Origin of the sequence: Curtobacterium sp. NPDC089689 (assembly GCF_044749145.1) — a bacterium.
Classification (GTDB): domain Bacteria; phylum Actinomycetota; class Actinomycetes; order Actinomycetales; family Microbacteriaceae; genus Curtobacterium.
Genome location: NZ_JBIVHJ010000001.1, coordinates 675,316 through 689,871, shown reverse-complemented (window position 1 = coordinate 689,871; position 14,556 = coordinate 675,316). Strand labels below are relative to the sequence as shown.

Genomic DNA, 14,556 nt, shown 5'->3' with positions numbered 1-14,556 from the left:
GCGAACCTTCGTCGTGCTCTGACCGACGAAGGCGCCCGGCCGACCTTCCGTCGGTCGGCGTCCGACCGGAGGCCCCGCGGTGTCACTCACGTTCCGTCGCACCCGTCCGGTGGGAGTCGTCGCCCTGGCCGCGACGCGTGCCGTTCCCACCGCCGCCCCCGCCGGAGCACGGCCCGGGTTCGCGACGGCTGTCGCCGCCCTCGACCTCGCCGTCCTGCTCCTCGCCTTCGTGGCGGCGCACCTCGTGCGGTTCCCGGGCGAGCTCCCGGTGGGTTCTGCTGCCGCGGGCTGGATGGAGTTCGTCGTCGCGCCCGCGATCGTGCTCGTCTGGATGACGCTCCTGTCGACGTTCCGTACCCGCAACGCCCGCATCGCTGGTGTCGGCAACGAGGAGTACCGCCGGCTCGTGCTGGCGAGCCTCGTCGCCGGAGCGAGCGTCGCGATCGTCGCCTACGCAGTCCAGCTCGACCTCGCCCGTGGGTACGTCGCGATCGCGTTCCCGCTCGGGCTCGCCCTGCTCGTCGCGGAGCGCAAGGTCGTGCGGACGGTGCTCGCACGCCGACGGGGCCGTGGCGAGCGGCTGCAGGACGTGCTGCTCGTCGGCGACGCTGAGGACGTGCGCTACGTCGGCCGCAGGATCGCGGCCACCCCCGTCGCCGGGTACCGCGTCGCCGGCGTCGTCACGGACTGCCTCGCGGTCGGCTCGACCGTCGAGTTCGGAGCCGCGCGCGCGTCGGTCGTCGGCGGGATCCAGGACGTCCTCGACCGCGCGGAGGCGAGCGGTGTGCCCGCCGTCGTCGTGGCGGGTGCGATCCGCGGGGGGCACGAGCGTCTCCGTCGCCTGGGCTGGCAGCTGGAGGAGCGCGGCGTCGAGCTCGTGGTCTCGTCGCCGCTCGCCGACATCGCGGCAGGCCGGGTCCACGAGCGTCCGGTCGACGGCCTGCCGCTCATGCACGTCGAGACGCCGGACTACCGTAGGCGCTTCGGCAAGCGGGTGCTCGACGTCGTGGGGGCCGGGCTCGGCCTCGTGCTGCTCGCACCGGTCTTCGCCGCGATCGCGGTCATGATCCGGCTCGATGACCGGGGCCCGGTGTTCTTCCGCCAGACCCGTGTCGGTCGCGCTGGGCAGGACTTCTCGATCCTCAAGTTCCGGACGATGTGCGTCGACGCCGAAGCCCGGATGGCTGCGCTCGAGGCATCGAACGAGGGCGCCGGGCCGCTCTTCAAGATGCGGGACGACCCACGGGTGACCCGCGTCGGGGCGATCCTGCGCAAGACGTCCCTCGATGAGCTTCCGCAGCTCTGGAACGTCCTGACGGGGTCGATGAGCCTCGTCGGGCCGCGTCCGGCGCTGCCGAAGGAGGTCGCCGTCTACGAGGACTTCGCCGACCGACGGCTGCTCGTGACGCCGGGCATCACCGGGCTCTGGCAGGTCAGCGGCCGCTCGGACCTCGACTGGGCCGAGGGGGTCCGGCTCGACCTCCACTACGTCGAGAACTGGTCGTTCCTGCACGACCTCGTCATCCTCGCGCGGACGATCCCGTCCGTGCTGCGGTCCCGCGGCGCGTACTGACCCGGCGGGGGCCGTCGCCGAGCCTGTGCGAACGGTGTCCGTTCGGGCCCCTCGCCTGTGATTCCCGGAGAGACCGAGTTACCATGAACGGACCACGAGCTTCCGCCGCGTGTGTCGAAGAAGACCCGAGCACGGCGACCAGTTCACCATCGAAGGAGTCATGATGTTCGCAGGCCTCACCGGCATCCATCTGCTGATCATCCTCGGGATCGTCATCCTGCTGTTCGGGGCGACCAAGCTCCCGGCGCTCGCGAAGGGTCTCGGCCAGTCGATCAACATCTTCAAGAAGGAGATGGGCACCGAGGACAAGCAGGCGTCCGACGCCACCGCCCAGAACACGACCGCGCAGAACACGGCTGCGCAGCCGGCGGCCCCGGTCGTGAACCCGGGCCCCTCGGTCCAGCCGAACGCCGACTCCAAGCAGTAGGACTCCCAGCCCCGTCCTGTCGGCAGCCCCCGCGACCACTCCGGTCGCGGGGGCTTCGTCGTGCGTGCGGTCGTGTGCGCGACGTCGGCGGTGCGGGGTTGGATGAGCGCATGACGACGCCCGCTGCTCCGCTCCGCGACGACCGCCGCGTGGTGCTCGTCGTCGCGATCCTCGCGTCGTTCGTGGTGGGGTTGGACGCGAGCGTCGTGAACGTCGCGCTCCCGGCGATCCGGCACGAGCTCGGGGGCGGCCTCGTCGTGCAGCAGTGGGTGGTCGACGCCTACATGGTGACGCTCGGGTCGCTCATCCTCGTCGCCGGCTCCCTGTCGGACCTGTTCGGCCGGGTGCGGATCATCACGCTCGGGTTGATCGTCTTCGGGGTGGCCTCCATCGTGTGCGCGGCGGCGCCGACGGGCGAGGTGCTCATCGTCGCGCGGGCACTGCAGGGTGTCGGGGGTGCGCTCGTCACACCGAGCTCGCTCGCGCTCATCATCGCGGCGTACCGCGGTGCGGCGCAGGGCAGGGCGATCGGCTCGTGGACGGCGTGGTCGAGCGCTGCCGTGATCGTCGGCCCGGTCATCGGCGGGGTGATCGTCGACGGGATCGGTTGGCGGTGGATCTTCGTGCTCACCGCGGTGCCGATCGCGGTGACCATCCCGCTCGTGGCCCGGATCTCCGGTGACGTCCGGCCTCCCGGCAGGCCGCGGGTCGACGTGGTCGGGGCGGTGCTCGCGGTGGTCGGCATCGGCGGGGTGGTGCTCGGGCTGATCGAGCAGGAGCGCCTCGGCTGGTCGTCCCCGATCGTGCTCGGCGCGCTCGTGCTCGGAGGGCTGGCGCTGGTGGCGTTCGTGCCGTGGGAACGGCGGACCCCGCAGCCGCTCGTGGACCTCGGGCTGTTCCGGGCGCGGAACTTCGCGGTCGGGAACCTGGCGACACTGTCGATCTACGGTGCGCTCGGCATGGTCGGCTTCGTCGTGACCCTGTTCCTCCAGGAGGTCTGGGCGTTCCCGGCCTGGGTCGCCGGGATCGCCACGCTGCCGCCGACGATCCTGCTCCTGCTGCTCTCGACGACGGTGGGCTCCTTCGCCGGCCGGTACGGGCCGCGGTGGTTCATGGCCGCGGGGCCGGCGATCGCGGCAGTGGGTTCGTTCCTCATGGTGCTCGTCGGCGACGACCCGGCGGCCTACTGGTGGACGGTGCTCCCCGGGCTCGTGCTCGTCGGCGTCGGGATCTCGCTCATGGTGACGCCGCTGACCAGTGCGGTCCTGGGATCCGTACCGGAGTCCGAGGCGGGCATCGGCTCGGCGGTCAACAACGCCGTGGCCCGGATCGCCAGCCTCGTCATGGTGGCGCTCGCGGGTGTCGTGCTCGGCGGCGCGATGAGCACGGTCGGGTTCCACCGTGCGGTCGTGGTCATGGGCGTCCTGCTGCTCGCCGGCGCGATCGTCGGCGCGGTCGGGATCCGGAACCCGGTGCGGGAAGAAACCGTGCCGAACGGAAGTTGAGTGCAGTAGACTCAACCCCAGACCAACGCAACGAAAGGACGGAACGCATGGCGAACCTCCAGGGCGCTCCTGACTCGCAAGAGCGACAGAAGACCGCCCTCGAGCAGTACGGCGTCGACCTCACCGCGATCGCCCGGAGCGGCAAGCTCGACCCGGTGATCGGCCGCGACGCCGAGATCCGGCGCGTGTCACAGGTGTTGACCCGCCGGACGAAGAACAACCCCGTGCTCATCGGCGAGCCCGGGGTCGGCAAGACCGCCGTGGTCGAGGGGCTCGCGCAGCGCATCGTCGCCGGGGACGTCGCCGACTCCCTGAAGGACAAGCGGCTCGTGTCGCTCGACATCTCCGCCCTCATCGCCGGCGCGAAGTACCGCGGCGAGTTCGAGGAGCGGCTCAAGGCCGTGCTCAAGGAGATCAACGACTCCGACGGGCAGGTCATCACCTTCATCGACGAGCTGCACACGCTCATGGGCGCCGGTGGCGGCGAAGGGTCCGTCGCAGCGTCGAACATGCTCAAGCCGATGCTCGCGCGCGGTGAGCTCCGGCTCATCGGTGCCACGACGCTCGACGAGTACCGCCAGTACATCGAGAAGGACGCCGCACTCGAACGACGGTTCCAGCAGGTCTACGTGGGGGAGCCCAGCGTCGAGGACGCCGTGGCCATCCTCCGCGGGCTCAAGGAGCGGTACGAGGCACACCACAAGGTGACGATCAACGACTCCGCGCTCGTCGCCGCTGCGAGCCTGTCGAACCGGTACATCTCCGGTCGTCAGCTGCCCGACAAGGCGATCGACCTCATCGACGAGGCGGCGTCGCGACTCCGGATGGAGATCGACTCGTCGCCGGTCGAGATCGACGAGCTCAAGCGCACGGTGGACCGGCTGCGCGTCGAGGAGTTCGCACTCAAGCAGGAGAAGGACGACGCCTCGAAGGCGCGGCTCGAGACCCTGCGTGCCGAGCTCGCGAGCCGCGAGACGCTGCTCGCCGAACTCGAGCAGCGGTGGCAGGCCGAGCGCGCGTCGCTCAACCGGATCGGTGAGCTGAAGCAGCAGCTCGACGAGCTGGGCATGCGTTCGCAGCGGGCACAGCGAGAGGCCGACTACGAGACCGTCAGCCGGCTCGAGTACGGCGAGAAGCCGCGCATCGAGGCCGAGCTGGCCGCCGCCGAGCAGGCCGAGAGCGCCGAGCGGATGGTGAACGACAGCGTCACCGACGAGGACATCGCGGCCGTCATCGCGCAGTGGACCGGCATCCCGATGGGGCGCCTGCTCCAGGGCGAGACCGAGAAGCTGCTGCACCTCGAGAACGAGCTCGGCCGCCGGATCATCGGGCAGCGCTCGGCGGTGAACACCGTGTCCGAGGCCGTCCGCCGCACCCGTGCGGGCATCTCCGACCCGGACCGCCCGACGGGCTCGTTCCTGTTCCTCGGACCCACCGGCGTCGGCAAGACCGAGCTGGCCAAGGCGCTCGCCGAGTTCCTGTTCGACGACGAGAAGGCCCTCGTCCGGATCGACATGAGCGAGTACGGCGAGAAGCACTCGGTCGCGCGGCTCATCGGTGCCCCGCCCGGCTACGTCGGGTACGAGGCCGGTGGGCAGCTCACCGAGTCCGTCCGGCGTCGGCCCTACTCGGTCGTGCTGCTCGACGAGGTCGAGAAGGCCCACCCGGAGGTCTTCGACGTGCTCCTGCAGGTGCTCGACGACGGCCGGCTGACCGACGGGCAGGGGCGGACGGTCGACTTCCGGAACACGATCCTCATCCTGACGTCGAACCTCGGGTCGCAGTTCCTCACCGACACCTCGTTGACGCCGGAGCAGCGCGAGGAGGGCGTGCGTGAGCTCGTGTCACAGGCCTTCCGGCCGGAGTTCGTCAACCGGCTCGACGACATCGTGGTGTTCCAGGCGCTCACCTCGGAGGACCTCGGGCAGATCGTGTCGCTGTACGTCGACCGCCTCGCGCGCCGGCTGTCCGACCGTCGGCTCGAGCTCGCGGTGACGCCGTCGGCCCGGACGTGGCTCGCCGAGCGCGGGTACGACCCGGTGTACGGCGCGCGTCCGTTGCGGCGGCTCATGCAGCGGCAGATCGACGATCGGCTGGCGCGGGCCATCCTGGCCGGCGACGTCCGCGACGGCGACACCGTGCGGGTGGACGTCGCTGCGGGTGGCGACGAGCTGACCGTCGAGCCGTTCGACCTCGGTGAGGTCGCCGAGGGCGAGATCGTCGAGGAGTAGCGGGCAGCGGCCAGGAGGCCCGGTGCCGGTCCCTGGGACCGGCACCGGGCCTCCTGGCCTACCGTCCGGGGCATGCCTGAGATCCGCGCCATCCGTCGCCTCACCGACGCCGTCGAGCACGCGGACGTGCTCGACAAGGCCGTCGACATCGACCGCAGCGTCGTCCGCGCGCTCGCGCGCCCGAAGGCGCTGCGACAGCTGCTGCACGGCGTGCCCTTCGGGCACCCGCTCCACCCCCTGATGGTGCAGGTGCCGCTCGGGGCGTGGATCTCGGCGGCGGTGCTCGACCTCGTCGGCGGGAAGGGGAACGCGAAGGCCGCGAAGACCCTCGTCGGTGTGGGGCTGGTGTCGTCCGGGAGCGCCTCGGTCGCCGGGTACGTGGACTGGTCCGAGCTCGACCGCGAACAGCTCCGGACCGGGTGGGTGCACCAGGCGGTGAACTGGGTCGGGATCACGCTCTACGGGCTGTCGTGGATGCAGCGGAAGCGCGGGAACCACGGCGCCGGGAAGCTGCTCGGGTTCGCGGGCCTGACGGTCGTCGGCGTCGGTGGGTACCTCGGCGGGCACCTGGCCTACCGGCAGCGTGCGGGTGTCGGGTCGAGCGAGCACGTCCCCTTCGACTGAACGGTCTCTCTGACGGTGTCGCTCCGGCGACGGACGGGAGGCCCGTGGCGGGATCGCCACGGGCCTCCCGTCCGTCGCGTCCAGCGGGCGCAGATCATGCCTGGTCATGACCAGTTCGTCAAGGCCGCACCCCGATCTGTTCGCCATCCGTGATCCCCCGGAAACATGCGGATCGCGACTGTCCACAGGGTTGCGATCCGGTGTTGACATCCCTGCGCGATGGGTCTTTACTCACCATTACGCAACGTCCTTTCATAAAGGTCGGACCAAGGGAGTCAACGTGACACGCACGCGTTTCGCCGCACTCGGTGCGCTCGCCCTCGCAGGCGCGCTCGCCCTCACCGGGTGCTCCGCCGGAAGCAACGGAGCTTCCGACGGCGGCACGAAGTCCATCGGCACACCCGACGGCAAGGGCAAGACCATCACCGTGTGGATCATGAACGGCGACCTCAGCCCGAAGATCCTCGACGTCGCCGAGAAGCAGTTCACCAAGGACACCGGCGCCAAGGTGAAGCTCCAACTGCAGCAGTGGGACGGCATCACGACCAAGCTCACGACGGCGCTCGCGCAGCAGGACGCCCCGGACGTGGTCGACCTCGGCAACACCCAGGTGCCGGTGTACGCCGCGACCGGTGGCCTGATGGACCTGTCGCCCTACAAGAAGGAGCTGCAGGACGGGCAGACGTGGCTGTCCGGGCTCGAGGGCCCGGCGACCGTCGACGGGAAGCTCTACGGCGCCCCGCTGTTCGCCGGCAACCGCGCGGTCATCTACAACAAGAAGACGTGGGCGGACGCCGGGGTCACCGACGTGCCGAAGTCGTACGACGAGCTCACCGCCGACCTCGACAAGGTGAAGGCGAAGAACCCGCAGGCCGACTTCTCCGCGTTCTACATGCCCGGCCAGTACTGGTACGGCGGACTGCAGTGGGTGTGGGACGCCGGCGGACAGATCGCCACCGAGAAGGGCGGCAAGTGGACGGGAGCGCTCGACTCCGCCGCCGCCGTCAAGGGCCTCACGGCGTGGAAGGACTTCCAGAACAGCTACTCGGCGAAGTCCACGCAGGACATCAACACCGACAAGCCCGCCGAGTCCGACGTCTTCGCCCAGGGCAACACCTCGGCGATCCTCGGTTCAGCGTGGGAGATCGGGTCGATCACCACGGCCAAGCCCGAGCTGAAGGACCAGATCGGGACGTTCCCGATGCCCTCCGCGACCGAGGGGAAGACGCAGCCGGTGTTCCTCGGCGGGTCGGACCTCGGCATCCCGTCGAAGTCCCAGAACCAGGACCTCGCGCTCTACTACACCAAGATCCTGACCTCGAAGGAGTTCCAGAAGGACCAGGTCTTCGGCGTCGACGGGTGGGAGCCGAACTCGACGCAGCTGCTCGACGCGGTCGCCGGTGACGTGGACGAGCTCCACAAGCCGTACTTCGAGGCCGCCTCGACGAGCCGTCCGACCCCGGCGACACCGGGCTGGGCCACGATCGAGGGTGACTCGAGCTTCCAGACGATGTTCGCCGACATCGCCACGGGGCGGAAGACACCGCAGCAGGCAGCCGAGGGCTTCTCGGAGCACCTCACGTCCGCGCTCAACGCGCAGCAGTAGTCGATGACCTCCACTGCAGAGCGCGTGTCCGGTCCGGCTTCGGCCGGGCCGGACACCCGGCGTGGCGGTCTGCGCCGGGGCCGTCCGGCCGGGTCGGGTCCGTCGGGGTCCGGTTCGGCGGGCGGTCGTGGTGGCCGTCGGCGGTCGCTGACGGCGTCCCGGGCCCCGCTCGTGCTGCTGGCGCCGGCCGCGGTCCTGTTGCTCGCGCTGGTCGTGTACCCGCTCGTGCGGCTGCTGGTCATCTCCTTCCAGGACTACGGTCTCCGCGCGATCTTCACCGGGCAGGCCGGGTTCGCCGGGATCACGAACTACACGAACGTCCTCACCGACGCGAGCTTCTGGCCGGTCATCCTCCGGACGGTGCTCGTCACGGGGGCGATGGTCGTCGGGACGATCGGCATCGGCATGGCGGTGTCGCAGCTGCTCACCCGGCTCGGCGTCGTCATGCGCACGGTGGTCAGTGTCGTGCTCGTGCTGGCCTGGGCGATGCCGAACGTGGCGTCCAGCCTCGTGTGGCAGTGGCTCTTCCAGCCGTTCTACGGCGTCCTCAACTGGATGATCACGCAGCTCGGCGTGTTCGGGGACCACACGCAGGACAACTGGGCCTCGACCCCGGGGCAGTCACTGGCGATCGTGCTCTCGCTCGTCATCTGGCAGGCGGTGCCGTTCGTGGCGCTCACGCTGTACGCGGCGCAGTCGCAGATCGCGCCGGAGTACTACGAGGCCGGTGCGCTCGACGGCGCCTCGGCGTGGGCCATGTACCGGGCGATCACGCTGCCCGCGCTCGTGCCGACGCTGCTCCTCGTGACGATCCTCTCGGTGATCTGGGACTTCAACGTCTTCAACCAGATCTGGCTGCTCACCAGGGGCGGCCCGGAGGACACGACGCTCACGCTCGGCATCTGGACCTTCGTGAAGTCGTTCGTCTCGAACGCGTACGGGCAGGGTGCCGCGATCGCCGTCATCTCGACGCTGATCCTCGGTGCGCTGACCAGCTACTACATCCGCCGGCTCGTCCGCAGTGGAGAGGAAGACCTGTGACGACGACCACCACCCCCGGGGTGACCGGGGCGACCGCCTCCGAAGCGCAGCCCGACGTGGCGGGGGTGAGGCGTGCCTCCAGGCCGGGTGGGCGTGGTCGGGGCGGCACGCCGGGCGGCGCGCGTCGGCGGAAGCCGCGCATCGTCGCGAACGCCATCGCGGTGGTGTTCTGCCTGGTCTGGGTGTTCCCGATCTACTGGATGGTGAACACGGCGTTCAAGCCCGCGGACGAGGTCACGACGCTGACGCCGATCTGGCTGCCGCTCCGACCGACGCTCGAGAACTTCACCCGGGCGCTGACCCAGGACGGGTTCCTCGTGTACCTGCGCAACTCGGCGATCGTCGTGGTGGCTGCGGTGCTGCTGTCGATCGTGGTCGGGTTCCTGGCCTCGGCGGCGCTGTCGCGGTTCCGGTTCCGCGGGCGGCGCGCGATCCTCGTGGCGATCCTCTTCGTGCAGATGATCCCGTCCGGGGCGCTCCTCATCCCGCTGTTCCTGTCGTTCCAGACCCTCGGACTGCTCAACAGCTACATCGGGCTGATCCTCGCGTACGTCGCGAGCGTCCTCCCGTTCTCGATCTGGGTGATGCGCGGGTTCTTCGTGGCCGTGCCCGTCGAGATCGAGGAGGCCGCGAAGGTCGACGGCGCGGGGACGTTCCGCATCCTCTGGAGCGTCCTGTTCCCGCTCGTGATGCCGGGGGTGATCGCGACGAGCGTCTTCGCGTTCATCGCCGCGTGGAACGACTACCTGACGGCGTACGTGATGCTCAAGGACCAGGGGATGTACACGCTGCCGGTGTGGCTCGCGGGGTTCTCCACGAACAAGGGGACCGACTTCGGCGGGCTCATGGCGGCGTCCGTGCTGTTCTCGATCCCGGTGGTGGTGTTCTTCCTGATCGTGCAGCGGCGGCTCGTCAGCGGGATGACCGCGGGGGCCGTCAAGGGCTGACGCGCCTGCGCCGACGTCCGAGTCCGAACACCCCGTCCTGCTCCGTGCAGGGCGGGGTGTTCTCGTGTGGGCGGGTGCTCGCGTGCGCGTGCGCGTGCGCTTGTCGCGCCGACGCAGGCCGGTCGCAGAACGTGTCGGCCCGCGCAGCCCCGGGCGGCGTGTTGTGGGACCAGTGCGGGTGGCGGGCGGCGCGGGCGCGCGCGCAAGCCTGCGGACGTGTTGGTTTCGCAACGAAACGGTTGCGAACGTGTGACTTTGCGGCGTACAGTGCTCGAAACCCACGGGAACGAAGGAGTTCGGGCATGTACGCAACCGAGCGGCACGACGCCATCGCCGCCTCGCTGCTGTCGGCAGGGCGCGTGTCCGTCGCCGAACTGGCCGAGCACTTCGACGTCACCACCGAGACCGTCCGACGTGACCTCGACGCCCTCGAGTCCGCCGGCGTCCTGCGCCGCGTGCACGGGGGAGCGGTGCCGGTCGGCCGGTCGAGCGTCGTCGAACTGAGCGTCGCCGAACGTGAGGGGCAGCACGGCTCCGCGAAGACCGCGATCGCCCGCGCTGCCATGCGTCTCGTACCGCCGACGTTCACCGGGTCGATCGCCCTCGACGCCGGCACGACCTGCGCCGCCGTCGGCGCCGAACTCGCCCGGTGGGAACCCGCCACGGCCGGGGCGACGATCACCGTCATCACGAACTCGGTCCCGATCGCCGGCGTCCTGCAGCACAGCGAGCACGTCGAACTGCACCTCCTCGGCGGCCGGGTGCGCGGCGTCACCAGCGCCGCGGTCGGCACGGCCACGGTCGAGCAGATCGGCGCGCTGCGGCCGGACATCGCCTTCGTCGGGACGAACGGCCTGTCCGCCGGCTTCGGGCTGAGCACGCCGGACGAGTACGAGGCCGCGGTCAAGGGCGCCTACGTCCTGGCCGCTCGGCGGAGCGTCGTCCTCGCGGACGCGGCCAAGCACGGGGTCGAGGCCCTCATGCGCTTCGCCCGGCTCGACGAGGTCGACACGATCGTCACCGACCAGGAGCCCCCGGCGGACCTCGCCGGTGCGCTCGCCGAAGCGGACGTCGAGGTGGTCGTCGCATGAACCAGAACCCGAGCCACGACGCGCGGACCAGCACGCGCATCGTCACGGTGACGCCGAACCCGAGCCTCGACCGCACGATCGAGCTCGCCGGCGAACTCCAGCGTGGCGCCGTCCAGCGCGCCACGCGGTCCACGGCGGAGCCCGGCGGCAAGGGCGTCAACGTCTCCCGCGTCGTCGTGGCGAGCGGTGGCGACACGATCGCGGTCCTGCCGGGCGACGAGCTCGACCCCGTGCTGCTCGGCCTCGCGACCCGCGGCATCCCGACGGCAGCGATGCCGATCGGCGCGCCGCTCCGCTCGAACGTCACGGTCACCGAGCCCACCGGCACGACCACGAAGCTCAACGAGCCCGGGCCGTCCCTCGCCGGACGCCTCGAGGAGTTCGCCTCGCTCGTCGCCGACGCCGCGGGGCCGACCCCGACCGGACCCGGTGCACGCTGGGTCGTCCTCGCCGGGTCGCTGCCGCCGGGACTCCCGGACGACGCGCTCGCCGAGCTGATCCGGGCCGTCCGCGCCCGCCACGGTGGGGACGTCCGGATCGCCGTCGACTCCTCGGGCGTCCCGTTCACGGCCCTGCTGCAGTCCGGCGAGCGGATCGACCTCGTCAAGCCGAACGCCGAGGAACTCGCCGAGGTCGTCGGCGGCGACCCCGACGAGTACGAGCGGGACCTCGACGCTGCGGCCGCCGCGGCCGAGCGGCTCCGGTCGCGGGGTGTGGACACCGTCCTGCTCACCCTCGGCAGCGCCGGCGCCGTCCTCGTCGGCCCCGACGGAGCGCACGCCGCCGCCGCCCCGAAGATCGTCGCCCGCTCGACCGTCGGGGCGGGGGACTCCTCCCTCGCCGGTTACCTGCTCGCCGAGGTCGCCGGAGCGCGGCCGGAGGAGCGCCTCGCCCAGGCCGTCGCGACCGGAGCGGCAGCAGCCGCGCTCCCGGGCAGCGACGTCCCCGCACTCGACCACACCGATCCCACCGCCATCGCGGTCCGTGCACTGCGGCCCGCGACGACGACGGCAGCGGCACCAGCGGCACCGACGCCGGTCTGAACCGCGACGACCACCCGCACGACCCCCTCACCCACCAGCACGAAGCACGGCCCGCGCCCCCGGCGCCACTGCAAAGGAGCAACCCATGTCCGCAGACACGACGCAGCGCCTCATCAGCGCTGAGCTCGTCGGCCTCGACGAGGACCTCGGAGCGACGTCGAGCGACGTCATCCGCGTCCTCGCCGACCGCGTCGCCGCCACCGGCCGCGCAGCCGACGGAGCCGCCCTCGCCGAGGACGCCATCAAGCGCGAAGCCAGCGTCGGCACGGGCGTGCCCGGCGGCATCGCCATCCCGCACGCCCGGTCGGCCTCGGTGTCGAGCCCGACCCTCGCGTTCTCGCGCCTCGCCCGGAAGGTGCCGTTCGGCGCTCCGGACGGCGACGCCGACGTCGTCTTCATGATCGCCGTGCCCGAGGGGGCCGACAAGGACCACCTCACGGTCCTCTCGACCCTCGCCCGGGCGCTCATCCGCGAGGACTTCACCGCGGCGCTCCGCGCCGCGTCGACCCCGCAGGAGATCGTCGACCTCGTCCAGCGCGAGGTGGGCGGCGAGGTCGCCGCAGCCGGCGTCGGGAACGCGAGCAGCGCCTCCCGGCCGGCCGCAGCGCCGTCGACGCAGGCCGCGTCCGGTGACGCGACCACGAGCGGCGCCGCCGCGGGTGCCCGCAAGGTCATCGTCGGCGTCACCGCCTGCCCGACCGGCATCGCACACACCTACATGGCGGCCGACGCCCTCGTCGCCGCCGCCCAGCGGGCCGGTGCCGAGATGCACGTCGAGACCCAGGGCTCGTCGCAGGTCGAGCCGCTCGACCCGGCACTCATCGCCCGGGCCGACGCCGTCGTGTTCGCGGTGGACGTCGACGTGCGCGACCGCGGCCGGTTCGCGGGCAAGCCCCTCGTGTCCGGACCGGTGAAGCGGGGCGTGGACGAGCCCGACAAGATGATCGCCGAGGCCCTCCGAGCCGCCGACGACCCGAACGCCGCGCGCGTCCAGGGCGGAGCGGCGACCTCCGAGACCACGAAGCCCGACGAGCACTTCGGGCAGGCGCTCAAGCGCTGGCTCCTCACCGGCGTCAGCTACATGATCCCCTTCGTCGCGGGCGGCGGTCTGCTCATCGCGCTCGGCTTCCTGCTCGCCGGCTACGGCATCGCGCTGCAGCACGGCGACTCCGGCCAGAACAACGCCGTCTACACGCTGACGAACTACACGCTCGTGAACCTCCCGCCGGAGGGGCTCGCCTACTACCTCGGCGCGGCCGCGTTCCAGATCGGTGGCGTCTCGCTCGGATTCCTCGTCGCAGCACTCGCCGGGTACATCGCGTACGCCATCGCCGACCGTCCGGGCATCGCGCCGGGCTTCGTCGCCGGTTCGATCGCCGTCTTCATGAACGCCGGCTTCCTCGGCGGACTCGTCGGTGGCCTCATCGCCGGTGGCGCTGCGTACTGGATCGGGCGCATCCCGACCTGGCGCTGGCTGCGCGGCCTCATGCCGGTCGTGATCATCCCGCTGTTCGCGTCGATCATCGCCTCAGGCCTCATGCTCCTCGTGCTCGGCGGTCCGATCGCCTGGGTCATGACGCAGCTCACCGCGTGGCTGAACTCGCTGTCCGGGGCCTCCGCGATCGTGCTCGGCATCATCCTCGGCCTCATGATGGCGTTCGACCTCGGTGGCCCGGTCAACAAGGTGGCGTACGCGTTCGCGGTCGCCGGCCTCGGTGCCGGTTCGGCCACCAACGTCGTGCCGTTCGAGATCATGGCCGCCGTCATGGCCGCGGGCATGGTCCCGCCGCTGGCCCTCGCGCTCGCCTCGACCGTCCTCTACCGTCGCGGCTTCACCAAGCCGGAGCGGGAGAACGGCAAGGCCGCGTGGCTGCTCGGTGCGTCGTTCATCTCCGAGGGCGCGATCCCGTTCGCCGCGGCCGACCCGCTCCGCGTCATCCCGGCGTCGATGATCGGTGCCGCGGTCACCGGGGCGATCTCGATGGCGGCCGGCGTGACCTCGCGGGCACCGCACGGCGGCATCTTCGTCTTCTTCGCGATCGGCAACATCTGGATGTTCATCGTCGCGATCCTCGCCGGCACCGTGGTCTCCGCGCTCGTGCTGGTCGGGCTGAAGAAGTGGGTGCGTCGTCGTCCGGTGGACGAGGCCGCCGCGGGCTCCGAGCCCGCGGTCGCGGCCGAGACGGTGGGGCAGCGCGCGCCGGTCGCGGCGTAGTCGACGTCACCACGTGACGGACGGGAGGCACGGTGCCAGCTGGCACCGTGCCTCCCTCTCCGTCCGTGGGCGCGTCGCGCGCGGGTCGCGAGTCCGCCCCGTACTCGCAGCGCGGAGCGGTCGCGACACCCCGCGGGCCGCAGGTCGAGCGGTCACGGAACGTCGCTCTCGCGAGTGGGGCGCGACGATTCGCGTCCTCTCGGGTGAGCTGAGCGGGGAGTCGTGACCGATCGGCGTCCTCCGCGTCCGGTCG

At 71.2% G+C, this 14,556-nt stretch carries 11 protein-coding genes; all 11 read left to right on the top strand.

Features of this window, described 5'->3' with window-relative positions; translation table 11 throughout:
- Positions 1 to 79: 79 nt before the first annotated feature.
- The 11 genes from ACIPYW_RS03290 to ACIPYW_RS03240 all read left to right on the top strand — a co-directional run bounded on the left by ACIPYW_RS03290 (position 80) and on the right by ACIPYW_RS03240 (position 14,303).
- Positions 80 to 1,573, top strand: a complete 1,494-nt coding sequence (locus ACIPYW_RS03290; protein WP_400410688.1) for a sugar transferase — start codon at positions 80 to 82, stop codon at positions 1,571 to 1,573.
- Between the two features lie 160 nt (positions 1,574 to 1,733).
- A complete protein-coding gene (gene tatA, locus ACIPYW_RS03285) occupies positions 1,734 to 2,000 on the top strand; it encodes a twin-arginine translocase TatA/TatE family subunit (RefSeq protein WP_400410686.1) in 267 nt (88 codons plus the stop codon).
- 110 nt (positions 2,001 to 2,110) lie between these two features.
- The gene (locus ACIPYW_RS03280) at positions 2,111 to 3,505 is read left to right on the top strand and encodes an MFS transporter (protein WP_400410684.1); all 1,395 of its coding nucleotides are present in this window, start codon (positions 2,111 to 2,113) and stop codon (positions 3,503 to 3,505) included.
- A 47-nt stretch (positions 3,506 to 3,552) separates the two neighbouring features.
- Complete coding sequence (locus ACIPYW_RS03275) at positions 3,553 to 5,736, top strand: ATP-dependent Clp protease ATP-binding subunit (RefSeq protein ID WP_400410682.1); 2,184 nt, start codon at positions 3,553 to 3,555, stop codon at positions 5,734 to 5,736.
- A gap of 72 nt (positions 5,737 to 5,808) precedes the next feature.
- Positions 5,809 to 6,360 (top strand): DUF2231 domain-containing protein, encoded by a 552-nt coding sequence (locus ACIPYW_RS03270; RefSeq protein WP_400410680.1) that lies wholly within the window; start codon positions 5,809 to 5,811, stop codon positions 6,358 to 6,360.
- Between the two features lie 280 nt (positions 6,361 to 6,640).
- The gene (locus ACIPYW_RS03265) at positions 6,641 to 7,966 is read left to right on the top strand and encodes a sugar ABC transporter substrate-binding protein (RefSeq protein ID WP_290132896.1); all 1,326 of its coding nucleotides are present in this window, start codon (positions 6,641 to 6,643) and stop codon (positions 7,964 to 7,966) included.
- 3 nt (positions 7,967 to 7,969) lie between these two features.
- Positions 7,970 to 9,007: a carbohydrate ABC transporter permease gene (locus ACIPYW_RS03260; RefSeq protein ID WP_400410677.1), complete on the top strand. Its 1,038-nt coding sequence runs from the start codon at positions 7,970 to 7,972 to the stop codon at positions 9,005 to 9,007.
- Positions 9,004 to 9,954: a carbohydrate ABC transporter permease gene (locus tag ACIPYW_RS03255; RefSeq protein ID WP_400410675.1), complete on the top strand. Its 951-nt coding sequence runs from the start codon at positions 9,004 to 9,006 to the stop codon at positions 9,952 to 9,954. The genes ACIPYW_RS03260 and ACIPYW_RS03255 overlap by 4 nt, the downstream gene beginning before the upstream one ends.
- 302 nt (positions 9,955 to 10,256) lie before the next feature.
- The gene (locus ACIPYW_RS03250) at positions 10,257 to 11,045 is read left to right on the top strand and encodes a DeoR/GlpR family DNA-binding transcription regulator (RefSeq protein WP_400410673.1); all 789 of its coding nucleotides are present in this window, start codon (positions 10,257 to 10,259) and stop codon (positions 11,043 to 11,045) included.
- A complete protein-coding gene (locus tag ACIPYW_RS03245; protein WP_400410671.1) occupies positions 11,042 to 12,088 on the top strand; it encodes a 1-phosphofructokinase family hexose kinase in 1,047 nt (348 codons plus the stop codon). The genes ACIPYW_RS03250 and ACIPYW_RS03245 overlap by 4 nt, the downstream gene beginning before the upstream one ends.
- 85 nt (positions 12,089 to 12,173) lie before the next feature.
- Positions 12,174 to 14,303, top strand: coding sequence for a fructose-specific PTS transporter subunit EIIC (locus tag ACIPYW_RS03240; protein ID WP_400410669.1), 2,130 nt, complete (start codon positions 12,174 to 12,176; stop codon positions 14,301 to 14,303).
- The last annotated feature ends 253 nt before the right edge of the window (positions 14,304 to 14,556 follow it).

Coding starts and splice junctions, on each gene's coding strand:
- tatA (WP_400410686.1), top strand. CDS start 1,734: ATGATGTTCGCAGGCCTCACCGGCATCCATCTGCTGATCATCCTCGGG.
- ACIPYW_RS03280 (WP_400410684.1), top strand. CDS start 2,111: ATGACGACGCCCGCTGCTCCGCTCCGCGACGACCGCCGCGTGGTGCTC.
- ACIPYW_RS03275 (WP_400410682.1), top strand. CDS start 3,553: ATGGCGAACCTCCAGGGCGCTCCTGACTCGCAAGAGCGACAGAAGACC.
- ACIPYW_RS03270 (WP_400410680.1), top strand. CDS start 5,809: ATGCCTGAGATCCGCGCCATCCGTCGCCTCACCGACGCCGTCGAGCAC.
- ACIPYW_RS03260 (WP_400410677.1), top strand. CDS start 7,970: ATGACCTCCACTGCAGAGCGCGTGTCCGGTCCGGCTTCGGCCGGGCCG.
- ACIPYW_RS03250 (WP_400410673.1), top strand. CDS start 10,257: ATGTACGCAACCGAGCGGCACGACGCCATCGCCGCCTCGCTGCTGTCG.
- ACIPYW_RS03245 (WP_400410671.1), top strand. CDS start 11,042: ATGAACCAGAACCCGAGCCACGACGCGCGGACCAGCACGCGCATCGTC.
- ACIPYW_RS03240 (WP_400410669.1), top strand. CDS start 12,174: ATGTCCGCAGACACGACGCAGCGCCTCATCAGCGCTGAGCTCGTCGGC.